Origin of the sequence: Lepagella muris, assembly GCF_004793975.1 — a bacterium.
Classification (GTDB): domain Bacteria; phylum Bacteroidota; class Bacteroidia; order Bacteroidales; family Muribaculaceae; genus Lepagella; species Lepagella muris.
The window spans coordinates 108530-132457 of the sequence record NZ_SRYB01000006.1 but is presented as its reverse complement, the minus strand read 5'-3'; the positions used below and the strand labels follow the sequence as shown (position 1 = coordinate 132457).

19 protein-coding genes and 3 tRNA genes are annotated in these 23928 nt (G+C 49.8%); 5 read left to right on the top strand and 17 right to left on the bottom strand.

Annotated features, from left to right (window positions below; translation table 11 throughout):
- Nucleotides 1-24: 24 nt before the first annotated feature.
- From E5331_RS05990 to E5331_RS05930, 13 genes are all read right to left on the bottom strand, one after another.
- On the bottom strand, nucleotides 25-486 hold the full coding sequence (locus E5331_RS05990) for an Lrp/AsnC family transcriptional regulator (RefSeq protein WP_123483767.1): 462 nt from the start codon (nucleotides 484-486) through the stop codon (nucleotides 25-27).
- 135 nt (nucleotides 487-621) lie between these two features.
- Nucleotides 622-1857 carry an FtsX-like permease family protein gene (locus E5331_RS05985; protein ID WP_123483766.1) on the bottom strand — a complete coding sequence of 412 codons (1236 nt, stop codon included), beginning with the start codon at nucleotides 1855-1857 and terminating at the stop codon, nucleotides 622-624.
- Nucleotides 1854-2225 (bottom strand): 30S ribosome-binding factor RbfA, encoded by a 372-nt coding sequence (gene rbfA, locus E5331_RS05980; RefSeq protein WP_123483765.1) that lies wholly within the window; start codon nucleotides 2223-2225, stop codon nucleotides 1854-1856. Before rbfA ends, E5331_RS05985 begins: the two co-directional genes overlap by 4 nt.
- Before the next feature lie 134 nt (nucleotides 2226-2359).
- Nucleotides 2360-2998 carry an O-methyltransferase gene (locus tag E5331_RS05975; protein ID WP_123483764.1) on the bottom strand — a complete coding sequence of 213 codons (639 nt, stop codon included), beginning with the start codon at nucleotides 2996-2998 and terminating at the stop codon, nucleotides 2360-2362.
- Nucleotides 2998-3426, bottom strand: coding sequence for a type II 3-dehydroquinate dehydratase (aroQ, locus tag E5331_RS05970; protein WP_123483763.1), 429 nt, complete (start codon nucleotides 3424-3426; stop codon nucleotides 2998-3000). Before aroQ ends, E5331_RS05975 begins: the two co-directional genes overlap by 1 nt.
- A gap of 137 nt (nucleotides 3427-3563) precedes the next feature.
- Nucleotides 3564-3638, bottom strand: a tRNA-Asp gene (locus tag E5331_RS05965).
- Between the two features lie 284 nt (nucleotides 3639-3922).
- A tRNA-Asp gene (locus E5331_RS05960) sits at nucleotides 3923-3997 on the bottom strand.
- A gap of 313 nt (nucleotides 3998-4310) precedes the next feature.
- A tRNA-Pro gene (locus E5331_RS05955) sits at nucleotides 4311-4385 on the bottom strand.
- A gap of 217 nt (nucleotides 4386-4602) precedes the next feature.
- The gene (locus tag E5331_RS05950; protein WP_123483753.1) at nucleotides 4603-5442 is read right to left on the bottom strand and encodes an alpha/beta hydrolase; all 840 of its coding nucleotides are present in this window, start codon (nucleotides 5440-5442) and stop codon (nucleotides 4603-4605) included.
- Nucleotides 5443-5549: 107 nt separating this feature from the next.
- The gene (locus tag E5331_RS05945; protein WP_123483786.1) at nucleotides 5550-7265 is read right to left on the bottom strand and encodes a glycoside hydrolase family 43 protein; all 1716 of its coding nucleotides are present in this window, start codon (nucleotides 7263-7265) and stop codon (nucleotides 5550-5552) included.
- Between the two features lie 22 nt (nucleotides 7266-7287).
- On the bottom strand, nucleotides 7288-9291 hold the full coding sequence (locus E5331_RS05940) for an alpha-L-arabinofuranosidase C-terminal domain-containing protein (protein ID WP_123483752.1): 2004 nt from the start codon (nucleotides 9289-9291) through the stop codon (nucleotides 7288-7290).
- Between the two features lie 89 nt (nucleotides 9292-9380).
- The gene (gene dtd / locus E5331_RS05935) at nucleotides 9381-9833 is read right to left on the bottom strand and encodes a D-aminoacyl-tRNA deacylase (protein ID WP_123483751.1); all 453 of its coding nucleotides are present in this window, start codon (nucleotides 9831-9833) and stop codon (nucleotides 9381-9383) included.
- A gap of 228 nt (nucleotides 9834-10061) precedes the next feature.
- Entirely contained in the window at nucleotides 10062-10760 is a 699-nt protein-coding gene (locus E5331_RS05930; protein WP_135984245.1) for an outer membrane beta-barrel protein, read from the bottom strand.
- 324 nt (nucleotides 10761-11084) lie between these two features.
- On the opposite strand from E5331_RS05930, the gene E5331_RS05925 reads away from it, so the two are divergent.
- Both E5331_RS05925 and E5331_RS05920 read left to right on the top strand, forming a co-directional pair.
- A complete protein-coding gene (locus E5331_RS05925) occupies nucleotides 11085-12365 on the top strand; it encodes an O-acetylhomoserine aminocarboxypropyltransferase/cysteine synthase family protein (RefSeq protein ID WP_135984243.1) in 1281 nt (426 codons plus the stop codon).
- Nucleotides 12366-12370: 5 nt separating this feature from the next.
- Complete coding sequence (locus E5331_RS05920; RefSeq protein ID WP_135984241.1) at nucleotides 12371-14032, top strand: putative transporter; 1662 nt, start codon at nucleotides 12371-12373, stop codon at nucleotides 14030-14032.
- Between the two features lie 112 nt (nucleotides 14033-14144).
- On the opposite strand, the gene E5331_RS05915 is transcribed toward E5331_RS05920, so the two are convergent.
- The 3 genes from E5331_RS05915 to E5331_RS05905 all read right to left on the bottom strand — a co-directional run bounded on the left by E5331_RS05915 (nucleotide 14145) and on the right by E5331_RS05905 (nucleotide 19525).
- Complete coding sequence (locus tag E5331_RS05915) at nucleotides 14145-15572, bottom strand: alpha-amylase family glycosyl hydrolase (protein WP_135984239.1); 1428 nt, start codon at nucleotides 15570-15572, stop codon at nucleotides 14145-14147.
- A gap of 161 nt (nucleotides 15573-15733) precedes the next feature.
- On the bottom strand, nucleotides 15734-17227 hold the full coding sequence (locus E5331_RS05910; protein WP_123483746.1) for a 2-isopropylmalate synthase: 1494 nt from the start codon (nucleotides 17225-17227) through the stop codon (nucleotides 15734-15736).
- Between the two features lie 84 nt (nucleotides 17228-17311).
- A complete protein-coding gene (locus tag E5331_RS05905) occupies nucleotides 17312-19525 on the bottom strand; it encodes a family 20 glycosylhydrolase (protein ID WP_135984237.1) in 2214 nt (737 codons plus the stop codon).
- 223 nt (nucleotides 19526-19748) lie between these two features.
- Between E5331_RS05905 and E5331_RS05900 the strand changes: the two genes are divergently transcribed.
- The 3 genes from E5331_RS05900 (at nucleotide 19749) to metG (ending at nucleotide 23237) form a co-directional block, all read left to right on the top strand.
- Nucleotides 19749-20807, top strand: a complete 1059-nt coding sequence (locus E5331_RS05900; protein WP_168355161.1) for a transposase — start codon at nucleotides 19749-19751, stop codon at nucleotides 20805-20807.
- A gap of 220 nt (nucleotides 20808-21027) precedes the next feature.
- Complete coding sequence (locus E5331_RS20625; RefSeq protein WP_275441100.1) at nucleotides 21028-21159, top strand: hypothetical protein; 132 nt, start codon at nucleotides 21028-21030, stop codon at nucleotides 21157-21159.
- A 38-nt stretch (nucleotides 21160-21197) separates the two neighbouring features.
- The gene (metG, locus tag E5331_RS05890) at nucleotides 21198-23237 is read left to right on the top strand and encodes a methionine--tRNA ligase (protein ID WP_123483742.1); all 2040 of its coding nucleotides are present in this window, start codon (nucleotides 21198-21200) and stop codon (nucleotides 23235-23237) included.
- On the opposite strand, the gene E5331_RS05885 is transcribed toward metG, so the two are convergent.
- Nucleotides 23200-23916, bottom strand: coding sequence for a SprT-like domain-containing protein (locus E5331_RS05885; RefSeq protein ID WP_168355160.1), 717 nt, complete (start codon nucleotides 23914-23916; stop codon nucleotides 23200-23202). The two genes, metG and E5331_RS05885, sit on opposite strands and share 38 nt — an antisense overlap.
- Between the last annotated feature and the right edge of the window lie 12 nt (nucleotides 23917-23928).

The following is a 23928-nucleotide window of genomic DNA, read 5'->3' as shown; positions in this document are numbered from 1 at the left end:
TTTTGCCGGCCGGATAAGACGTTTTCAGTCGACAGGGATATTTATCTGCCTGTTCATGCTCTGCTCCAGCGATATTAGGGTTTCAGTCCTTGTCACGCCGGGGATGTGTTGGATTTTGTCATTAAGCAGCTCCATCAGATGCTGATTGTCTTGTGCGTACACTTTTATCAGCATTGAGTAAGGACCTGTTGTGAAATGACATTCCACTACTTCAGGGATGTTTTCCAGTTGCTTGACCACTTCGCGATACATGGGTCCTTTTTCGAGGCATACTCCCACGTAGGTGCATGTGTTGTAGCCGAGCATCTTAGGATTCACGTTGTAACCGGAGCCGGTGATCACCTTCATTTCAATGAGACGCTGAATGCGCTGGTGTATTGCTGCACGCGACACACCGCATTCGATTGCCACGTCTTTGGAGGCAATACGTGCGTTGGTCATGATGATGTTTAGAATCTTTTTGTCTAAGTTATCGATACGATCCATGGTTAAAGATTAGAGTTGGTTCTGCAAATTTATTATAAATTTTATAAATCTGCAAAAATATGGATTGTTTTTTGGCAATTTGCTTAAAAAACAGGAATATTTTTTGAATAATATGGCATTGTGATTATGATTTGGTCATAATTTCGCGGCTCTGGAGCGTGCGTAGGCATCGGATATGGATGCTGTGGCGAGTCCGATTATCATCACGGGTAGGAATGCCACAAGTATGTCGGTCCATTCCACGACCACGGGATATGCCGTGATTATCATCACGGAGGGATCGCCGGAGAGCTTTATGATGCCGAAATGTTGCTGTATGAGCGACAGGGCTAAGCCGATTACCACTCCACATACGCCGCCTGCCGTGCTGACGTAGATGCTTTCCCACCAGAAGGTCATGCCGATCTGCCGGCGAGTCATGCCCATGGCGATGAGGGTCGACATGGATGACTGCTTCTCAAGAATCAGCATGCAGAGTGTGCTTATTATATTGAATGAGGCTATCATGAGAATGAAGGAGAGAAGAAGAAATGTCACCCATTTCTCTATCGATACCATCCTGTAGTTGGCTTCCTGCTGCTGGTAGCGGTCTTTCACTATGGCAGAGGCACCGAGCCGATCGCGTATGCGGGCTGCGGTAGAGGAGAGGTCGTCGGGAGCTGTGGTCTCGATCTCAATTGCGGTTGCCTCCGTAGTGTATTGGAAGAGATTGCGGGCGATGGAGATGTCGCAGATTATGCTGTTTTCATCGATATCATGCTGTAGCGACTGGAATGTGCCGGATATCCCAACCGAGTCGGTGAGGAATGAGTTCATGGGATTTGCCATGTTGACACGTCCCTCACGTTTGGGCGCGAACAGGAAGATGCCGTCAGGCTCCGCGCCTATGCCGAGTTGCTGGGCTACTCCGACAGACACCGCCACCTCCCGGTCGGAAGCGTCATTGGTAAAGAACGATCCTGCCACGAAGAGGGAATCGATTGCCGTCATGCGTGAATATTCCTTCGGGACTATGCCGCGCAGAGTGACCGGCATCTCGCGGGAATCATATAGAGCGAGGGCGTTATCTATTACTGCCGGCATTGCGATTTTCACACCGTCGATTTTCCCTATGATATTCGTCATGGAATCGGCATCGGCAAATGTCTTCCCCCTTGCCGGAGTGACGAGGATGTCGGGGGCAAGAAGATCGGTAGTATCGGTCAGGATATCTTTGAACCCGTTGAATACTGACAATACACAAATAATGGCGGCGGTGGCAACAGCCACCCCCACCACTGATACTATGGAGATTGCGCTGACCGCGCTGTGCGATTTTTTAGCCCATAGATATCGCCATGCTATCCGGGCGGGAAGTGTCGCTATCCTCATTCCTCTTCCTTCTTCTCTTCGTCGTCTTCTTTGTGCGGACCGAGGAGACGGTCGATATTCTCGATGTAGTCAAGGGAGTCGTCGAGATAGAACTGCAGGTCGGGGCATTTGCGCAATGTCTGTTTCACCACCTGGGCCAACTCATATCTTACGGTCTTTGTCTGCTTCTTGATATTCTCAAGAATGCCCTGACTCTTGTCGGCAGGGAATATGCTGAGATATACTTTAGCGATGCTTAGATCCGGGGTTATGCGGACCGCGCTGACCGACACGAGCACTCCGCCGAGAGCGGCAGTCTGGCGTCGGAAAATCTCGCTCAGCTCCTTCTGTAGGAGACGAGCTATTTTTGCTTGACGTTTTCCTTCCATTTCTTAGATAATTTTTACTTTGATAAACCGCGCAGGGGTTGTGCGGCATTCGCTTTACCGCGCGATATATATAGATAACGCGTCAGTGCGGCTTATCGTTTATGCCGGCTGGAGAATAGCCGGTAAAAACGGTTTCAGTCGGCAATTTTCCGCAGTATGGTGAGCCCGTCGCGAAGAGGTATGATTGCGGTCTCCACCCTCGGATCGTTTGCCACGAGGTCGTTGAAATCGATTATCCCCTGCGTCTGTGAGGAATGTCGGCAGGTCTCCACGACGTGTCCGTCCCAGAGGGTGTTGTCGGCTATTATGAAGCCCCCCTTCCGGAGAAGGCGGATTGCACGGTTGAAGTAATCGATATACCGTCGTTTGTCGGCATCGATGAAGATGAGATCAAATTCATTGTCGTCCCATTGCTTCATTACCTCCAGCGCATCCCCTATGTGCAGGCGCACCTTGTCGGCGTCTGGCGACATGGATATGTTCTGAAGGATGAAGTCCTCCAGTTCATCGTCCACTTCAATAGTGTCGATGGTCGCACCGGGTTGCAACCCTTCAGCGATGCAGAGGGCGGAGTATCCGGAGAATGTGCCGAGTTCAAGCACTCTTTTCGGGGCAGCCATAGTGGTGAGCATCTTCAGTAGCCGACCCTGTATGTGTCCGGAGCACATGCGCCCGTTGATCATCCGTAGGTTGGTGAGACGGTCGATGCGGTATAGATAGTCGGGTTCGCGGCTTATGTGCGAGTTGACGTATTCTTCGATTTGCGGAGTCATCAGTGTGCATTGAAAAAGCGTAGCGCGAGTTCGTAGCCCTTCATCCCGAATCCGCAGAGCATTGCTTTGCATGACGGGGCGGTTACAGACTTGTGGCGGAACTCATCGCGGGCATGTATGTTGGAGATATGCACTTCCACCACCGGCAGCTGTATCGAGGATATCGCGTCGGCTATGGCGTAGGAATAGTGGGCGTATGCACCGGGATTGATCACTATCCCTTCACAAGAGGGTGTGTCGTAGCCGAGAGCGTGTATCTTGTCGATGATTGCGCCTTCGCAATTTGATTGGAAGTATTCGATTTCAGTGGCGGGGAAAGTGGCTTTCAGCTCATCAAGGACGTCTTCGAAAGTCCGTGAGCCGTATATCTCGGGCTGACGTTTGCCGAGAAGGTTTAGGTTTGGTCCGTTGATTATGCAGATCATAATTGAGTCCCCTGCTTCATTACGGGGTGGAAATAATGATTAATACTGTTTTGCCGGATAGATTGTGAAAACCGGATAGATTGTAAAAAAAGAGGAGCAGGAAACCTAAGTTTACTCTGCTCCTCTTCCTCTCTCCTCAGCGGTGCGGACGGGACTTGAACCCGCGACCCCATGCGTGACAGGCATGTATTCTAACCAGGCTGAACTACCGCACCAAAGTTTTTGCTTTCGTTCCGTATCATCGTTTCCCGATTGCGAGTGCAAAGTTACGATGTTTTTCCGAAACCACCAAATTTTTTTTAATTTTTTTTGAAATATTTTGATATGTATTTCAAGATGGGATTGCTGGTCGCTATGATAGCGTTGCTATCCAGTCTGTTACGGTCTTGTAATGTGTATGTCTGTGTCTGACCGGAATTCTGGATAGGGTAGGATATGTATATGAAAAAAGAGGAGCAGGAAACCTAAGTCTACACTGCTCCTCTTCCTCTCTCCTCGGCGGTGCGGACGGGACTTGAACCCGCGACCCCATGCGTGACAGGCATGTATTCTAACCAGGCTGAACTACCGCACCAAGGTTTTGCTTTCGTTCCGTATCATCGTTTCCCGATTGCGAGTGCAAAGTTACGATGTTTTTTCCGAACTGCCAAATTTTTCTGCGTTATTTTTTAATTAAGATTACAACTTTTCTTTGATTTCTATTTTAATCCCCTGTGAGGATGTATGTTGTGAATGGTCTTTTCAACTATATTTTTTTGTCATCGGACAGCGCCGGACTTCTTGGACTTCTAAGACTACATGGACTACTTACAGGTCAGAAGATAGGAGCGGTGGGGATTGGATAATAAAAAAAGGTGTTGAAACTTTGTTTCAACACCTTCACTCAGTCGGGGTGACAAGATTCGAACTTGCGACCACACGCCCCCCAGACGCGTACTCTAACCGGGCTGAGCTACACCCCGAATAACAAGCTTAATCAAGACCAACCAGTATCAATTGTGAAGCATCGGGCTTCAAAATACCATCGTTTGAAACCCTAAGATTTCAACGGGGGTGCTTGATTAAAGCGGTGCAAAGTTACGAACTTTTTTAATTCCCTGCAAATTTTTTTGGATAAATTTTCTTGCGATTTTAGAGGGTATATATTCAGTAATTTGATTTATAGTCGGATATGCGGTCTTATTTTTTGGAGAGTGAATGGGAGAAAAAGTCGGCAACCTTGCTTGCAGTCTCGTCATTCGTGTGAGAGAATACATGGTCGTCCTTGTCGACAAGATTTATCTCACTCCCTTTTATCACTTGGTTGAAGCGTTCGCCGTAGGTGTAAGGCACAACGCGGTCTGCCGTGCCGTGTATGATGAATGTCGGTCCGGTATAGAGCGCGGCTGTCTCATAGATAGGCAGGCTTAGGGCGGTGGTTATGTAATCGCGTCCGAGTATCTGTCCGCCCCATGGCAGTTTGATACCTTCCGCCGGAACGTTGAGAGGGTCGTAGACAGCACCCATGGTGGAACCACGCAACGCATCGTCGCGCAACGCTGCCGCCGGAGCCATAAGTGCAAGAGCCTTAATCTGGGGATAACCGATCTGTCCGGCTGTCATGGCTGCCACGACTCCCCCCTGTGAGTGACCCACGAGCGATATGTCGCGTGTGAAGGTCTGATCAAGCGTCCATTCGATCACTTTCTTCAGATCTTCAATCTCATTAGGCACTGTCATCTCTTTAAATGCACCTTCGCTTGCTCCATGACCGTTGAAATCGAATCTCACCACACCTATACCTTTTTCCAACAAATTGTTGGCTATTGCGTCGTGCAGAGGTCCGTTCATGTTGCCGGAGAAGCCGTGGCAGAGAATCACTATGTTGCATTTCTTGTCGTTCCCCAATTGGGGCAGTTCGACACGGGCGGCGAGTTTCCCTTTCGAGCCGTCGATAGTCACATTCTCCACGCTATGTGCGGAAGCGGATATTTCTGCCGCCATGATAAGTAATGCCGCGAATATATTTTTCAGAATCATAATGGTGAATCAGTTTAAGTAATCGTAAAAAGATTACTAAGGATAATCAGATTAAAAAGATAGAAGCCCCACGGATCTTGGGGCTTCTGTCTTCTGTATTTTGAAAATTAGTTTTCGTCAAAATGGAACCAGTCGACATCCACGTATCCACCTGTCTTTTTGGTGGCGTAGTTGAATATGGCGAATTTGGTGCCCATGAAATGACGGCGATAGTCAAAGGTCATGCGGATTTCGCGTCCAATCGTTTGCCATTTCTCCCCGTCCATACTGTAGGAGAATGATGCCATGTCGCGTCCGGGATTGAAATCACTATGCACGCGAAGATAGATGAATTTATCGGAGTTTCCCTTGAATTTCAACGGTATCTCCTTTATCACCTCCACATCAACATGGTCAATGTCGTGAGGCTGTTTGAACACGGATTTCTCTTCAGTGAGCTGAAGGACGTATTTACCCCCCTTCTTTATCACGCGCAACAGACCACTGTCGCTGTTGAAGGCGGCGAGCCCGCAGACATCACCATCTTTCATGCCGGAGAGATCGATCTTCACGGAACCTGTGCATTCCGGACCGGACATGCGCTGGGTGAGTGTGTTGGGTGCAATCTGGAGATTGTTGACCACACGCGCAGTCTTCAGACGCAGGAATCCGGGACGCTCCGAAAGGCTCCATGCCTCATCGATGGGGTTATGGTTCCATTGCCAATAGAGGTTCATGCCGTGGCGGGCATGATAGCCACCTTGCGGGTCAACGGGGAGCATATCAAACTCATCGCTGCCGATAAGTCCTTTCACGGAGGGGTGCTTCTTGCTCAGGTCGGATGGAGTGCGGTAGGCACGGCGGTCAAGATGGATGTTGCCGGTAGGGTTATCCACCTTGTTTTCGGAGATACTGTTGTTGATCTCTCCGGTGAACTCGCCGACCATAGGCCAACCGTCAACCCAGGTCACCGGCAATGTGCATGGCACGCGTCCGATTCCGTCACGATCCTGGAAAATGAGTGCCCACCAGTTCTGATCGCTCTGGTCGTCGCCTACGAGAGATCCCTGTCCTACGCCTCCGTAAGTCTCGAATGGGGTTTCCAGGATTATCTTCTTCTCGTATGGTCCGGCGATGTTGTCCGCACGGTAGCACACTTCGCGTCGCACACGTCCGTCGACTCCCCATTTCATGGAGATCATGCAGATATAATATTTGCCGTTGTGCTTTATCACACTGCTCCCTTCGAGGAGAGCATCGCGCTCTTCAGGATCGGTAGAGGCATCTACCACCTTTTTATTGAGCCCGCCTGCCTTTGGTTCGAAGTTCTCGTCAAGCTCCACCACGGTGCATCCGCCGCTTCCTGTGAAGAGGTAGCGTTTGCCATCTTCATCGAAGAAAAGAGACGCATCGTGCATGTGTGGCGGACGTGTCACGAGCTTCCATGGACCCTCCGCCTTATCGGCACAGAATATGAATCCTTTGCCCGGCTCACCGTTGGCAGTGAACCAGACCCAGAATTTACCCATGTGATAACGTAGGCTTGATGCCCATTGCCCCTGTCCGTATACGGTCTTGCCGTCAATCAGATTGTAGCGGTCGCCGTCATCTATACGGTCAAAGACGTAGCTCACCACTTCCCAGTTGACCATATCCTTTGATTTCATGATGGGTGCGCCGGGCATGAGGTGCATGGTCGTGCTGATCATGTAGTAGGTGTCTGCCACTTTGCATACGCTTATGTCAGGCACGTCGGCATTGATTACCGGATTACGGAATGTCTCTGCTGCCATCCCCAGCAAGCCGGGGAGACAGAGTATGATTGAAAGAATAAGTTTTTTCATGATGTGCATGTGAGGACTCGGATTAGAGATTGATTTCATACATTACGAATGACCATGGAGCGAGCTTCACATTCATCTTCTTGCTTACCTTCACATCTTCAGTTGTGGTGGAGATGGGCTGTGCGTCAAAATTGTTCTCATCCTCAGGATTACCCTTCAGCACGGTCATCTTCGCATTCTTCTTGATATTGAATCGGGAAAGGTCGATTTTTGCGGTTTTCTCCTTGTCGGTAGCGTTGCAGACTTTCACGAAGAGCTTGCGGTCTTTGGTGTTGAGGATCACCGACTGCTCCTGGAGGAAGCCATCGCCTTCCGATTTATCGGGATTCTCCACCTCCACGCAATCACCATAATAGTAGTCGCCCTGCGACTGTCCGAACATCTGCTGCACGTAGTAGCTGCATGTGGGATAAACGCGCTCGTTGTCGAAGTAGATAAGGTCTGGGTTCCAGTTTGTGGCGTTCTTGCGGGCGAGGAGGGGTGCGTAGGAGGTCATGACAACCACGTCGCCATTGCGCTCCACATGAAGGAGATAGAGAGCCTCAGCGAGAGCATCGATGAGTTTCTTATCTTTTGATGCGTATTCACCGAGATATACCTTGCTCTTCCTGTCGCGGGGATAGGAATCATACTGGCGCGACTTCATGAAATATTCGCGGGGTTCGTAGTAATGCTCGTCGTTGATGGGTATCTCAAGCTCTTCGGCAAGTTTCCATCCTGCCTCATAGTCGGGGTTACCGGGATGAGAACCGGGACCGTCGGTGCCCACGATGATTATTTCGGGGTGAGCGGCAGTGATTCTGTCATACATGTATTTGAATCGTTCTGCAAATTCGGGAGAAATCTTCTCCTCATTGCCGATGCCGAGATATTTGAGGTTGAATGGTTCGGGATGACCGGCTTCGGCTCTCACCTTGCCCCATTTTGTGGAAGCATCACCGTTTGCCCATTCGATAAGGTCGAGGGCATCCTGTGTCCATCTGTCCATATCCTTCATGTCGACAACATCCTGAGCCTGTTCGGGCCATAATCCCCAACCACCATTGCTGCCTTGGCAACTTACGCCGCAGGGTAGGATAGGCACAGGCTCCATGCCCATGTCTTCACAAAGCTGGAAATATTCGTAATAACCGATATTCATCGACTGATGGTAGCCCCATGTGTTTTTCTGCTGGCGTCTTGTCTCCTTCGGACCTACGGTCTCTTTCCAGTGGTAGGTATTCCAGAAGCCGTCGCCGCCACCATGTACCACGCATCCTCCGGGGAAACGCATGAATTTCGGATTCAGTTTTTCGATTGTCTCTGCAAGATCCTTGCGTATGCCATGACCCTTATATGTGTCAAGCGGCATGAGCGAAACCATATCGACGTCAAACACGCCGGTCTCAAGAGCGAGGAACTGCAAGGCAGCGTTGGTGCAGTCTTCCGTAGGACGTAGAGTGCAGCTGTATCTCTTCCAGTTGTTGCTGTCGATTGAGATGGTGTCATCCGCGAGAAGTTTCGGGTCTTTGCCCCAGCCTTGCGGCTGCACGAGTGCCACACGAATTTTCATTCCCTTCTTGTTGACATCGCGGACGAACATTGAGAAGTCGTAATCAGCATCCTTTTTTACGCTTATACCGTCAAAACCATCGTTCTGCATGCCAAACCCGATCCATCCGCTATAGTCGCGGAACGGACGCACGCGCTCTACGTAGACGCGCATATAGTTGGGGTTGTTGGGATGGATCGGGTCTTGCTGTTTCACTTCCAGGTTGCCGAGAGCATGTCCGGGGCGTATCATTTTCCAGTTTGTACCCGGACCCCATCCGTCACGCTCCATAGGATTGTATTCGAATGAGCCGTTCTGGATAAGTTCGGCGTTGAGACCTCCGTCGGCGGAAGAACTGATATCTTCAAAAAAGATACCGATTAGATGGTCGCTGATCTGTTTCCCACCTTTTGGCGCAGAGACAGGTTTCTGAGCAGCAATCATTGCGCTTGTGGCTGTGGCTAATGCCACAAGTGTTAGAATAGGTCTTTTCATAAGAAAATATTAGGTTAATTGTATGGTTTTGCATAGGCTCCCTGAAGGGGGAGATAAGGAGAGGGGAGTTTTTATTCTTTTGATGGGTATTATTCTTTTAGGAGGGAGTCAATGATTATAGTGACAGGTCCGTCATTCACGAGAGACACCTGCATGTCGGCTCCGAAGACACCACGTTTCACCGGTTTGCCCAAAGCCGTTGAGAGTTTCTCGCAATATGCCTCATATAGAGGTATCGCAGTGTCATGTCCGGCGGCATGTATGTAGCTCGGTCTGTTCCCTTTCTTTGTAGAGGCGTTGAGGGTGAATTGGCTGACGGCAAGGGCTTCCCCATCGACATCGAGGAGCGAGCGGTTCATGACGCCATTGTCGTCAGGAAATATCCGCATTGCGGCGGTTTTCCCTACGAGCCAATCTACATCCGCAATGGTGTCTCCCTCGCGGATTCCGACGAGTATCATCAGTCCGGTGCCTATCTCGCTGTGTATGCTTCCGGCTATCTCAACTGAGGCACGGCTGACTCTTTGAATCACTAATCTCATGTGGGCGAGTTTATATGGAATGAAGTTAAGTTAACTTCAATTGTAATCGTATTAGGTTTGATGCTATAAAGTTAGTAATAATTTTATAGCCATACAAAAATAAGTGTATTTTTTACAATTATTCACAGTTTTTTTATGATTTGGCACCAATAATATATGAAATATAAGCGATTTTACGATTTTTGGAGGTAAGTTTGTGCTTTGAAATCTTTGTTGAGGTGATGAATGTCAGAGTTGGAATCTAATTCCCAGGTCAAGACCCAAGCGTTTGAATCCGTTGCCGTTTTCAGGTATGCCGAATTTATCCTTATCCTGCCTGACATAGTTATCGAGGAAATTTAGTCCACAGCTGAGCCATAGTTTCCCGGCAATTTCATATTCCGCGAAGATACCCACGTTGTAGCCGAATCCGCAGACGGTCTTGCGAGATAATGACCTGTCGTCACAAGGGGAGCAGTCGCCGGTTATCCTGTCGGTATATATTGCGAGTCCGATTCCGGCTCTGCCGCCGAAAGCCCATTTGGATTGACGTATCCGGTATGCGAATTGCGGCGCGATATAATTAAGGAGAAAACGTTGCTTGAAATTGCCGTAGGTGGTATTGGTTTTTCCGGTGGAAGTGAAGCCGGAGTATAACAGACCTGCGCCAAAACGTTTCTTACCTATCCAATCATATCCGGCACACCAGTCGGGACCGAGGCGTGCATCGCCGGAGGTCCAGTCGCTGTATACTTTCGAGACGATATGTCCTATGCCTGCTGACGCATAGAGGAAATGTCCGTTGTCGGCAGTGGCGGGCGGTATGATTCTTCTCTTCTGTAAGATTAGAATTTTAAATTCCGATATGTGGACTTCTCCGACAAACTGGGCATTTGCGTGAAATCCTGTCAGAAAAAGGAGAACTGAAATCAATAATATGCGGATCATCTCTTATTGTGGGTTATATATAGTGAAGCATGGACAACTTCAGTGGAATTTTCTTCTTATTGAAATCATTTAGGAATAAGTTAAAATGACTTCATTAACTACAACAAATCCGAGGTATAATTAGATGAGCGGAAGAGGGTATTGTAAGGGGCTATTTTGTAAAAATCTGAAAATTTTTAATCTTTGAAATCCGATTGAACCTGTTCAATCGGATTTATTCACTAATTTTGTGGTTAGTAATCTCCAAAAAATAATTTGGACGGGTGGTATGTTGTTTACCATGGTTACTTAAACATTACTCTTTTCAATTAAAATATTAAAAAAATGTCGAATAAACAGAATGCCGGCACTATATGCGTGCAGGGTGGATGGAAACCCGGAAATGGCGAGGCGCGTGTGCTGCCGATCTATCAGAGCACAACTTTCAAATATTCATCTTCCGAACAGATGGCACGTCTGTTTGACCTGGAGGAGAATGGCTATTTCTACACACGTCTTGCGAATCCCACCAATGATGCTGTCGCTTCCAAGATTGCGGAGCTGGAGGGGGGCGTGGCGGCTATACTGACCTCTTCCGGTCAGGCAGCAAATTTCTATGCAGTGTTTAATCTTTGCGAGAGCGGCGACCATTTTGTGTGCTCATCGGCTATATATGGCGGCACGTTCAATCTGTTTGCCGTGACAATGAAGAAGATGGGGATAGAGTGCACGTTTGTAAGTCCCGATGCTTCGGAGGAGGAACTGTCTGCCGCGTTCCGTCCGAACACTAAGCTGCTTTTCGGTGAGACTATATCCAATCCAAGTAATGATATCCTTGACATTGAGAAGTTTGCACGTGTGGCACATTCTCACGGAGTACCTTTGGTAGTTGACAACACTTTCCCGACTCCGATCAATTGCCGCCCGTTTGAATGGGGTGCGGATATCGTGACGCATTCCACCACCAAATATATGGACGGACACGCCACAAGCGTAGGTGGTGCTATTGTCGACAGCGGCAATTTCGATTGGGAGGCACATGCCGAGAAGTTCCCCGGATTGACCACACCCGACGAGTCGTATCACGGGCTTACTTATACCAAGGCATTCGGCAAGGGTGCTTTCATCACGAAGGCGACCGCACAACTTATGCGCGACCTCGGTTCCATACCGTCGCCTCATAATTCATTCCTTCTGAATATAGGTCTTGAGACGCTTCATCTCCGTGTGGCGCGTCATTGCGAGAATGCGTTGAAGGTGGCTCAGTGGCTGGAGAAGAATCCGAAAGTGGGTTGGGTGAATTATGCAGGACTGGAGAGCAGCAAATATCATGAGCTTGCCAAGAAGCAGATGCCTAACGGCACGTGTGGCGTAATATCTTTCGGGCTGAAGGGTTCGCGTGAGGAGGCGATTGAGTTCATGGATCGTCTTAAATTCATATCCATCGTTACACACGTGGCTGATGCGCGCACGTGTGTGCTTCATCCGGCAAGCCATACCCACCGCCAACTTACCGACGAACAGCTCCGTGAGGCTGGTGTCGCTCCCGATCTTGTGCGGCTTTCAGTCGGCATAGAGGATGTGGACGACATTATCAATGATCTTCAACAGGCTCTTGGCGAATAATTAAAATGCAGTGGGTTCAGACCATACTATATGATAAGACACCGATTCAGGCGGTGATAATCATTGCGATTATCATCGCTGTCGGTCTCGGACTCGGCAAGATTCGTATAAAGGGTATCTCGCTGGGTGTGACGTGGGTATTCTTCGCCGGAATATTTGCCGGGCATATCGGCTTGTCGATAAATCATGATATGCTCCTGTTTGCACAGAATTTCGGACTTGTCCTGTTTGTCTATGAACTTGGTTTGCAGGTGGGTCCCGGTTTCTTCAGTTCCTTCAGGAAGGGTGGCGTGCGTCTAAATCTTCTCGGGTTGGGTGTGATCTTCCTCGGCACTGTAATGACGGTCGGCATAAGTTTCGGATGCGGCTTGCCGCTGAGCGACATGGTGGGAGTGCTTTGCGGAGCAACCACCAATACCCCCGCACTTGCAGCCGCCCAACAGGCTCTCCAGCAGGTGGGATTGCCTGCGAGTGCCACGGCATTGAGCTGTGCGGTCACTTATCCGTTGGGTGTAGTCGGTGTGATACTTGCCATGATACTGATACGCCGTTTTATGGCGCGTCCGTCAGATCTGGAGGTGCCGGCACATGATGATATCAATAAGACTCATATCGATGCTTTCCGTGTGGTGAATCCCGCCCTTTTCGGGAAATCGGTGAAGGAAGCGGTGTCGTTGGTAGGCGTGAGTTTCGTGATTTCACGTCTTTGGCGTGATGGAAAAGTGACTATCCCTACGTCGGAACTTACGCTTCAGGAGAATGATCGTGTGCTTGTGGCTTCTACAGAGAAGGATGTGCCTGTGGTGACGATGCTTTTCGGAGAGCATGAGAATGAGGACTGGAACAGTGAGGAGATCGATTGGAATGCAATCGACAGCCAACTGGAATCGCGCAATATCACGGTGACGCGTCCGGAAATCAATGGAAAGAAATTGGGTTCGCTCCGTCTTCGCAACAGTTACGGCATAAATATAAGCCGCGTGCGTCGCGCCGGAGTGCAGCTCCTTGCAAATCCGGGGCTCGTGCTCCAGCTTGGCGACAGGCTCACCGTGGTCGGTGAGGCGAAATCGCTCGATAATGTGGCGAAGGTGCTTGGAAACAGGTCGGCATCACTAAATGAGCCGAATATGGCGGTGATATTCATCGGTATGCTCTTGGGTCTGCTCCTCGGCTCAATACCATTCTTCTTGCCGGGGATGAGTGCTCCGGTGAAATTGGGACTTGCCGGCGGACCAATTGTTGCCGGACTTGTGATCGGGCGTTTTGGTCCGGAGTTACACATGATCACTTACACCACCACCTCCGCCAATCTCATGCTGCGTGGAATCGGACTGTCACTCTATCTCTCTTGTCTCGGACTCGAGGCGGGCGGAAGTTTCTTCGAGACTCTGATGCAGGGAGATGGATTCTTGTGGGTGGGACTCGGTTTCCTGATAACTGTGATTCCGGTGCTGATAATGGGCTTGATATGCATGCGTATCGGACATCTTGACTTCGGCAGTAGTTGCGGAGTGTTGTGTGGTTCAATGGCAAACCCAATGGCATTGACGTATGCTTCCGATAATATAAATGGGGATGAGGCAGCAGTGGCATACGCTACTGTCTATCCTCTCGGCATGTTTGTGAGAGTGGTGATAGCGCAGGTGATAATCCTGGCGGCGTTGTAAAAAAACACCTCGGTCCCCCAATCCCCTGAAGGGGGAGTTTTAGTGACAATACTGTCATATTAACTACCCTTTCAGAAGATTGGGGGACCGAGCCGTTATTATTGGGCTTCTCTTACTTCACAAATACGAGATACTGTCCCGGAGTGAGTGTAGCGGGAAGTTTGGCGGCTTCTTCAGTGAAGAAGTTCTTCATGCCGTTTACGTCGGGCGTTGTGCCGGTGAATTTCACATCACACTCCTCTTTACCGAGGTTTGCAAGCACCACTACCTTAGATCCATCCTTCTCGCGTGAGAAAGCTATGATGTCGTTGCTTGTGGTGGGGAGGTTGACCATCTCTCCGCCCTCCAATCCGGCAGCAAGAGCGTGCTGGGTGTGTTTCAGACGGTTGAGGTTCTGATAGAATGTGAAATAGGCGTTGCGCGGTTCCCATGTCGGAGCCTTATCTTTTTCAAAAAATTCAAAGGCACGGTTCATGCCTGTTTCCTGACCGGTGTAGATGAGAGGCATACCGGGGAGAGTGTATGACAATACGGCAAAAGCATCGGATAGATTTCCGAGACGATCAAACTCTGTGCCTTCCCAAGAGTTGAGGTCGTGGTTAGTCACCATATTCATCAGATAGGTGTCTTTCGGATAATCGGCAGCCTGACGGTTTACAAGAGAGTCGATTGCATTTGCGTGAGTGGTGGGAAATTCCCTTACCTTTCCGTCAGAACCCTTGAACGAGTATTGTCCGGATGTGGCGGCGATTGCGCTGAAGAGATCTTTCATAGGCCAGTTGTAACCCATGTCGAAACCATCCTTCTGCAGCTCCGGCACGCTTGCCTCGGCAAGCATGAAGAGATCCTCCTTCACAGCCTGCAACTGCGGACGAGCCTCCTCCCAGAAGTCTGTCGGCACTTCCATAGCTACGTCGCAACGGAATCCGTCAACGCCTACATCAGTAAGCCAGAATTTCATAGCGTCAATCATACCCTTACGCATCTCTTTGTTGGAGTAGTCAAACACGTAGACATCAGTCCAGTCATATACCCCTTTCATATTGCCGAGGGAATCCTTCTCATACCAGTCGGGATGTTCAGTCACCCACTTGTTGTCGCGACCGGAATGGTTAGGCACCCAGTCGAGTATCACTTTCATGCCATTGTCATGGATCTGTTTCACCACCTCCTTAAACTGGTCGATGGTGCCAAATTCGGGATTGAAAGCCTTGTAGTCTGCCACTGCATAGTAGCTTCCGAGTGTGCCTTTACGACCATCCTTGCTGATGGGGTGGATAGGCATCATCCAGAGAATATCCACACCAAGTTCCTTCAGGCGGGGAAGCTCACGGGCAAACGCGGTGACAGTGCCGGAATCGGTGTATTGGCGGAGGTTTACCTCATAGATCACTGCATTGCGGCTCCATTCGGGATGCTTCACGTTGGTGAACGTGGAGTCTCGTTCCACTGATGCAGATTTGTCAGATTTTCCTTTGCCTCCACATGCGGAGAAAAGGATTGCGCCGATCAAGCCGAGCGCACAAAGAATTTTTCTCATAATGTAAGAATTTGTTGTTAAGTCAAATTGGGAAATGAGTTTTCATGTCGGATTATGAATTTTATCTCGTAAAATGCAGAATCGCCAACAGATGTGCAAAGTTAATAAAAACTTCGCTTAAATAAAAAAGAAATCAGCCCCCAACGGGGCTGATTCAATTATTATTGCGGGAATTTGTTGATTGCGTCTATGAATGCTTCTGCCGATGCGGCGATGATATCGGTGTTGGCTGAGAATCCGTAGTAGTGCTGTCCGTCGTATTCCACTGTCATGTGCACCTTGCCGATGTCGTTGCTTCCTTTGTTGATTGCCTGTATGAGGAATTCTTTTACGAGCATCTGACGGCGAATGATCACTTTGATTGCGTTGATGGCGGCGTCTACCGGACCATTACCGGATGCACAAGCCTCGAAGCGTTCGCCGGCGATGAGCAGACCGATGGATGCTACCGAGCGGAGTCCTACGCCTGATGTCACCTGCAGATAATCGAGCTTGATGCGGTGTTGTTCGCGGTGTGCGCCGGCAAGCATGAGCACGTCGTCGTCCGTGATCTCCTTCTTGCGGTCGGCGAGTTTGAGGAATGCCTCGTATGCCTTGTCGAGTGCCTCTTTCTCAAGATCGCAGCCGAGTACGTGGAGACGATGCTTCAGTGCGGCACGTCCCGAACGTGCGGTCAATACGATTGAGTTCTCGTCGATGCCTACATCCTTCGGGTCGATTATCTCGTAGCTCTCGCGGTTCTTTAGCACGCCATCCTGATGTATGCCGCTTGAATGGGCGAAGGCGTTGCGTCCTACGATTGCCTTGTTGGGCTGTACGGGCATGTTCATGAGGCTTGACACCAATCGGCTGATGCCGGTGATCTTGGTGGCGTTGATGTTGGTGTCGATGTTGAGTTCCTTGTGGGAGCGGAGTGCCATGACCACCTCTTCAAGAGATGTGTTGCCGGCACGCTCGCCGATACCGTTGATGGTCACTTCCGCCTGACGTGCGCCGCCGAGGATGCCACTGATGGTGTTGGCTGTTGCCATGCCGAGGTCGTTGTGGCAATGGGTGGCAATCCTTACGTTATGAATGCCGTCGACGTGCTCCATGAGGTAGCGAATCTTCTGTTCGAACTCCCAGGGGAGGCAGTAGCCTGTAGTGTCGGGGATATTGATGACGGTTGCACCTGCATTGACCACAGCCTGCACCACGCGTGCAAGATATTCGTTGTCGGTGCGACCTGCATCTTCGGCATAGAACTGCACATCCTCCACAAAGCTCTTGGCATATTTCACTGCCCTTACCGCACGCTCGATAATCTCTTCGCGGGTGGAGTTGAATTTATATCTGATATGCGAGTCGGAGGTGCCGATACCCGTATGGATACGTTTATGCTTTGCATATTTTAGTGCATCGGCTGCTACCCGTATGTCGTTTTCAACGGCACGTGTCAATGCGCATATCGTGGGCCAGGTCACTGCTTTGGAGATCTCTTCCACTGATTTGAAATCGCCCGGGGATGAGACCGGGAAACCTGCCTCGATGACGTCGACACCGAGTTCTTCAAGGGCTTTTGCCACCTCAATCTTCTCAACCGTGTTGAGCTGGCACCCCGGAACCTGTTCGCCGTCGCGGAGGGTTGTGTCAAAAATGTACAGTCTGTCGCTCATATTGTGTAGAAACTTGTTTTAAAACCGAAATTAAGTCGCAAATTTACAAATATTTTGTGTTTATGACAAAATATTGGCAATTTTTTATCTTTTCAGCAACGTTGTGACCGACCTGTATCCGTTTTTGTAGATTGCGGCACGTATTTCCTTCTCGCTGTCGTGCAATGTCAGACTGCCCGTATAGAGTGGGGAGGATTCTGTCGGGGTGCTTCCGTCGAGGGTATAGTGTATCTCCGCATCGGGATATGGGCTGTTGATGTAGGCTTTCCCGTCTTTTATCATGATGCCGGGAGCACGAACATGGAGGGTGACTCCAAGTCGTTCAAGACGGGGTAACTCCTTATCCCCTATAAGGATATTGAAATCGGCGGGGGTATATGTCGGAGTGCCGTTCCATCCGCGTTCGGCAAGTCCGAGCGACTTGGGGAAAAGTAGTTTCTCCATCTGTTCTTTGCTCAGGATAGTCTCTGCGAAGAGTTGCCCCGACACTCCGATAATTCTCCCTTTCGGATCTTTCTGCGGAGGGCAAAGTTTGTCGGGATAGCCGGAGAGTGCCTGCAATTCATCTACAAATCCGCCCCAATAGAGACCGCGCTCTTCGGGATGGGGCATGTAGAGCATATCCATATAGAAATAATCCACATTACTTAAAATCACAGGATAACCGGAGTTTATCCCTTTGATTGCCACATTCTTCTCCGGATCAAGGGAGCTTACCCAACAGTTGACCCCACCCACAAGCGGCGAGATCTCCGTATGGTATTCATCGTCATATCCGGTGTATATGTCTTGCCATCCGAAGATGGGGATATTCCTGTCGCGCATTATCCTCCCTACTTTCCTGACAAATTCTCCGTGCAGACCGTGCCGCCCGCTTACTCCACGTTCTTTTGCCATCTTCATGGCGGATGTGGAGCCGTCCCATGCGCCGTCGGGCACCTCATCGCCGCCGATGTGTATGCCGGGTAGCTTTACGCCTGCCTCATGATACATCGCCTCTACTTCATCCACTACCTTGGCAATGAATGAGTAGGTCGATGGGAGTGCCGGATTCATCAGATTGTCATGATATAGCTGCGCGGAGGTGTAGACGGATGTATCTCCCGGCTCGATGAGGCGATACGTGTCATCACCGGTGTTGCGGTAGCGTGCTTCCATGGCTTTTATTGCGGCGCGGGCATGTCCGGGTGATTCGATTTCCGGAATCACCTGTATGCCGATTGAATCGCAGTGACGGATGAAATCGATAAATTGTCGGCGAGTGAAGAAACCGTCGGCAGTGGTGGGATTATCGGAGAATATATGCGGCAGACGGTCGTGGCTGTCGGTGGTGTATCCACGTCGGCTTCCGATTTCCGTCAGTTCCGGCAGACCTGGAATCTCCAGCCTCCATCCTTCATCATCTGTGATGTGGAAATGTAGGGTATTCAGCCGATAATCAGCCATGAGTTCCGTAAGAGTGTGCATGGTTTCCGGAGTCTGGTAATTGCGGGCAATGTCAATCATAAGGGCACGGTAAGGATAGTCGGGCCAGTCCTCGATTACGGCGCAAGGTATAGTGCCGCCGTTCGGTTCGAGCAGACGACGGGTCAGGGTGCGCTTCGCCATATTTATGGCTTTCTGTGAGGCACCCTCAATAAGAGCCTTCCCCGGTTTGAGAGTGATGCGGTAATATTCCGGATTCTCATGCTTCACAATCACGGTGCTGATTTTGTCGCCGGATTTGAATGTACCCTTCGTCAGCTTCACCCTCTTGAATGAGGGAGCTATGTCAAACGGACCGGGCTTTCTGCCGGAAGCGAGGATTTCGTTGAGGCGATACAGCGAATCGGGGGCAATTGTCCATTCGCTCCATTCCGGATTGGATAACGAGGATTCGAGTATCGGGCTAAGGGATGCCTCTACGGGTATTATCCGGTTGCCCGGGGTGAGGGCATGGAAAGATACGGGCTGTTCGGCATCCGCGTTTATGTCCCAGGTATATTCCACGTCAATGATTGCCTGTGGAGAATTGGTGCCGAATTTTGGCGAAGTGAGATAGTAATAGCCGGCATTTAGCTCCACGATGGAATCACCTGCGGAGAGGGTTCTCATTCCGCGAGGTAATTGCGTGAAACATAGACGTGAGATTGAGTCAAGACCGTTTACGGTGAATCTACCCACCGATTTCCCGGTGCCGTAGATGTCGGGCGATAGTAATTCCCATTTCACGGAAGGGTTGGAGGCAGATACGTTTACACATGCCGAAGAGATCAGCGAAGAAGCCAGTAGAAAAGATATTGGTAATTTGAAGATCATAATAATCCGGATAAGATATAATAAGCAAAATTAGATAAAAATACTGAGATTTTAATCTTTCAGGATGAAAAAGGGATTCTGTCTGAGGAAAATTGATGAAAATTAGCGAAATAAAGCGAAAATGACCCCGTTAAGATTAAAGAGGCTTGCTTCGAAAGAAGCAAGATTGCGCTTCCATTTGCTTCGCGCTTCGCGCTCACACCCGGATCAAAACTGCTACGCCATGAAAGAAACTGCCAAAGATCAAAATAAAGACAGAGAGGCTTGTGATAACTGTGCTGATAACTGGAATCAAGACGGAGAGGCTTGTGAAAATCAGGCTGCTCACCGGAATCAAGACGGAGAGGCATGTGTCAAGAGAGATGAGTCATTGGATCGATATACACGCCGGAAGAAAGGACATGATTATCATGCGCCCTGTATCTATCATCTCATACTGAAGAAGAGGGAGGATGCCCAGGTTTTCGGTCATCTTACCGGAAGTCCATATATCCAGTCAGGTATGGAAGGTTGCGTCAAGATTGAAAAGACTGTCATAGGCACAGTAATTTCAAGATTCATATATAATCTGCCGAAACGTTACCCGATATTGAGACTACATCAATATATGGTAATGCCGGATCACGTCCACATTCTCTTGCAGGTATTGGAAAGATCGGAAAAAGCGTTGGGCTACTATGTCGCGGCATTGAAGGGAGAAATAAAAAAAGAATTGGAGAGGAGGTTGGGTAATGGCGATGTCTTTCAGAAGAATTATACAGATAGGATCATCCATCCGAGGCGTTCGCTGGATACCGTTTATAAATACATAAAAGATAATCCATATCGTCTGGCAGTAAGAAAGGCTTGTCCCGGTTTTTTCAGGAAAGTAAGAGATTTTGAGATAGAAGGGGAGCGGTATAATGCCTACGGAAATCTGTTTCATCTGAGGAATCCGTTTAAATCGGCAGTCATAGTGCACCGTAAGGACACTGATGAAGAATTTGCAAGGAAACAGGAGGATTGGCTTGGCTCAGTTATAGAAGGTGGAGTATTAGTATCGCCATTTATATCAAAGAGAGAGAAGGAGATTCGGTGTACGGCAGAATCTCTTGGTGGGCGGATCATACTGGTCAGCTCGGAGCCCATGGGAGAGCGGTTCAAGCCGGCAGAGCATGATTTCAATCTTTGTGCAGAAGGGCGGTTGCTCATCATCGCTCCACAAAAGCCCCTGGGAGAAGGGCTGACAAGAGCCATCTGTTACCGTCTCAATGCCCTTGCTGAAGCGATAGCAAAGCTATGATAGCTTTGCCATCCGGCTCATTTTTCGATTCGATTCGATTCGCGCTTCGCGCTTCGCGCTCACACCGGGATCAAAACGGCTGCGCCTTCTTCCCTTCTTTCGCTCGCTCTTTTCCAATTTCTTGCCGTTTGGAGGGCATAGCGCAGCCGTTTTGTTCCCGGTGTGAGCGCGAAGCGCGAAAGGAGCGGCAGGGAGATTCGCAGGAGGAGCAGGCGCGAGAGTGGCAGGGAGATTCGAAGGAGGAGCCAGAAGCGGAAGAGGGAGCGGAAGCGAGGAGCGGATCGGAAAGGAGCGGAGGGCGGAAGGAGAGAAAGATGGTTTTGATTTTGCGAATGTTGGGGAGATTGTGTAATTTTGTGGAATTTACAAGAGAATCTTATAATATTGACAATGGATAAGAAATTTAAACGCACGCTGATTACATCGGCGCTTCCCTATGCGAATGGTCCGGTACATATCGGGCATCTTGCCGGTGTGTATGTGCCGGCAGATATCTATGCCCGCTATCTTCGTCTGAAGGGTGAGGAGGTGATGTTTGTCGGTGGCAGTGATGAGCATGGTGTGCCTATCACGATAAAGGCTAAGAAGGAGGGCGTTACCCCTCAGGATATCGTTGACCGATACCATAATATCATCAAGGATTCGTTTGCCGAACTTGGCATCTCATTTGATGTCTATGGCAGAACTACGTCGGAAACCCACCGTAAGACGGCTTCCGATTTCTTCCGCACTTTATATGATAAGGGTGAGTTTGTGGAGAAAACGTCAATGCAGCTTTATGATGAGGAGGCGGGTGAGTTCCTTGCCGACCGCTACGTCACCGGCACATGTCCCCACTGCGGCAAGGATGGCGCGTATGGCGACCAGTGCGAGGCTTGCGGCACATCCCTCAATGCCACTGATCTGATCAATCCGAAATCCACCCTATCCGGAAGTGTCCCCGTGCTGCGTGAGACTTCCCATTGGTATCTCCCTCTCGACAAATGGGAGCCTACGTTAAGAAAGTGGATTCTCGAAGACCATAAGGAATGGCGTCCTAATGTGTATGGGCAGTGCAAGTCATGGCTCGACATGGGGCTTCAGCCGCGTGCTGTGAGCCGTGACCTTAAATGGGGTATCCCCGTGCCTGTGGAGGGTGCCGAAGGGAAGGTGCTTTACGTATGGTTTGACGCACCGATCGGCTATATCTCCAACACCATCGACGCCGATCCCGAGGGATGGGAGAAATGGTGGAAAGATCCGGAGACACGCATGCTCCACTTCATCGGCAAGGATAATATAGTGTTCCACTGCATCGTCTTCCCCGCCATGCTTATGGCACACGGCGGCTATAACCTGCCTGATAATGTGCCGGCGAATGAGTTCCTGAATCTGGAAGACGACAAGATCTCCACATCGCGCAACTGGGCTGTATGGCTCCATGAATATCTCCGCGAGCTTCCCGGCAAGCAGGACGTGCTTCGCTACGTGCTCACTGCCAACGCTCCCGAGGCAAAAGATAACAATTTCACTTGGAAAGATTTCCAGGCCCGCAATAATAATGAGCTTGTGGCAATTCTCGGCAATTTCGTCAACCGCGCTATGGTGCTCGTGCATAAATACTATGGCGGTGTGGTGCCCGTAGCCGGGGAATACACCGATGCCGACAAGGCAGTCGTGGAGGAGGTGCAGGCATCTGTGGCTGCTCTTTCCGACAACCTTGACCATTTCAAATTCCGCGAGGGCTTGAAGGATGCGATGAATATCGCACGTATCGGCAATAAATATCTTGCTGACTCCGAGCCGTGGAAACTGATAAAGACCGATCCGGAGCGCACTGCCACCATATTGAATGTCGCGCTTCAGATTTGCGCCAACCTGGCAGTGGTGTTCGAGCCGTTCACCCCCTTCATGTCGGCGAAACTTGCATCGCAGCTTCGTCTATCATCTCTCAATTGGGATATGGCAGGGCGTTTCGACCTCGTGTCAGACGGCATGGAGATCGGCAAACCCGAACTGCTGTTTGAGAAGGTGGAGGATTCCGTTGTCGAGGCACAGGTGCGCAAGCTCCAGGAGGCAAAGGAGAAGAACCTTCTCGACCAGTGGAAGCCTGCTGAGGTGAAGGCTGAGGTGGATTTCCCCACATTCGAGAAGATGGATATCCGTGTGGGCAAGGTGCTTGAATGTGAGAAAGTGCCCAAGGCAGATAAATTGCTTAAATTCAAGATTGATGACGGCATGGGCGGACGCACCATCGTCAGCGGTATCGCCAAATACTACAATCCGGAGGATCTTGTGGGTAAGGAAGTATGCTTCATCGCCAACTTCGCACCGCGCAAGCTGAAGGGCGTGGTTTCGCAGGGAATGATACTCAGCGCAGAGAATCCAGACGGTTCGCTCGTGGTGATCGGTCCTACGGGAGAAGTTCGTCCGGGTAGCTGCGTCGGTTGACGGGTACAATCCTGTCGGCGGTGCGCTGCAACTCGACGCCCCCCTTCAGATGAGGGAGAAGAGTCTCCCTGTCCGTGAGATAGAGTTTCAGTTTCTGCACTCTCGGAAATCTGTTGAACCAAGGGTCGATGCTCCCTATCCATTTTACCGACACGACATTTTCAAAATTATGGAATCCCTCCCATAGGGAGAATATCCGAGACTTGGCGACGGGCGCAACTCCAATGCGTCCGTCGCTAAATTTTGCGATACAGATATAATGGGCACGTATCCGGTTGTCGACATTCTTCCTTTCGCAATCCGAGGCATCCCCGGAGATAGAGATATGCCTGTGGTGGTGACGGTTGATCTCCGCCATGATTCTGCGGAACGCATCGCCATGAGAGGAGGTGTCGGTAATCCCCTTATGGGCGATATGGAGATGTATCATCTCGTGGATCACTACATCCTCCCATTCCTCCTGAGAGAAATCGAATACGGTGCTTATCCTCATCTCAAAGTCGAAGGCTTTCCTGATGATTCCCACTCTCTTTATCCTGTAGCACATCTTTCCGGAGAAGGTGCGTGCTTTGGTTAGGGTGAAGATGGGAGTGGGTAGATCGCCATTAAATATCTCGTCGTTGAAACGTAGGAATGTGCTGCGTATGAATGGTATGTCAGGTATCATTTCTGTATACACGGAATTTTTGAT

What these genes read in the sequence shown, in the direction of transcription:
- E5331_RS05990 (WP_123483767.1), bottom strand. Translation starts at nt 486, where the DNA reads ATGGATCGTATCGATAACTTAGACAAAAAGATTCTAAACATCATCATG.
- E5331_RS05985 (WP_123483766.1), bottom strand. Translation starts at nt 1,857, where the DNA reads ATGAGGATAGCGACACTTCCCGCCCGGATAGCATGGCGATATCTATGG.
- rbfA (WP_123483765.1), bottom strand. Translation starts at nt 2,225, where the DNA reads ATGGAAGGAAAACGTCAAGCAAAAATAGCTCGTCTCCTACAGAAGGAG.
- E5331_RS05975 (WP_123483764.1), bottom strand. Translation starts at nt 2,998, where the DNA reads ATGACTCCGCAAATCGAAGAATACGTCAACTCGCACATAAGCCGCGAA.
- E5331_RS05950 (WP_123483753.1), bottom strand. Translation starts at nt 5,442, where the DNA reads ATGATTCTGAAAAATATATTCGCGGCATTACTTATCATGGCGGCAGAA.
- E5331_RS05945 (WP_123483786.1), bottom strand. Translation starts at nt 7,265, where the DNA reads ATGAAAAAACTTATTCTTTCAATCATACTCTGTCTCCCCGGCTTGCTG.
- E5331_RS05940 (WP_123483752.1), bottom strand. Translation starts at nt 9,291, where the DNA reads ATGAAAAGACCTATTCTAACACTTGTGGCATTAGCCACAGCCACAAGC.
- dtd (WP_123483751.1), bottom strand. Translation starts at nt 9,833, where the DNA reads ATGAGATTAGTGATTCAAAGAGTCAGCCGTGCCTCAGTTGAGATAGCC.
- E5331_RS05930 (WP_135984245.1), bottom strand. Translation starts at nt 10,760, where the DNA reads ATGATCCGCATATTATTGATTTCAGTTCTCCTTTTTCTGACAGGATTT.
- E5331_RS05925 (WP_135984243.1), top strand. Translation starts at nt 11,085, where the DNA reads ATGTCGAATAAACAGAATGCCGGCACTATATGCGTGCAGGGTGGATGG.
- E5331_RS05920 (WP_135984241.1), top strand. Translation starts at nt 12,371, where the DNA reads ATGCAGTGGGTTCAGACCATACTATATGATAAGACACCGATTCAGGCG.
- E5331_RS05915 (WP_135984239.1), bottom strand. Translation starts at nt 15,572, where the DNA reads ATGAGAAAAATTCTTTGTGCGCTCGGCTTGATCGGCGCAATCCTTTTC.
- E5331_RS05910 (WP_123483746.1), bottom strand. Translation starts at nt 17,227, where the DNA reads ATGAGCGACAGACTGTACATTTTTGACACAACCCTCCGCGACGGCGAA.
- E5331_RS05905 (WP_135984237.1), bottom strand. Translation starts at nt 19,525, where the DNA reads ATGATCTTCAAATTACCAATATCTTTTCTACTGGCTTCTTCGCTGATC.
- E5331_RS05900 (WP_168355161.1), top strand. Translation starts at nt 19,749, where the DNA reads ATGAAAGAAACTGCCAAAGATCAAAATAAAGACAGAGAGGCTTGTGAT.
- metG (WP_123483742.1), top strand. Translation starts at nt 21,198, where the DNA reads ATGGATAAGAAATTTAAACGCACGCTGATTACATCGGCGCTTCCCTAT.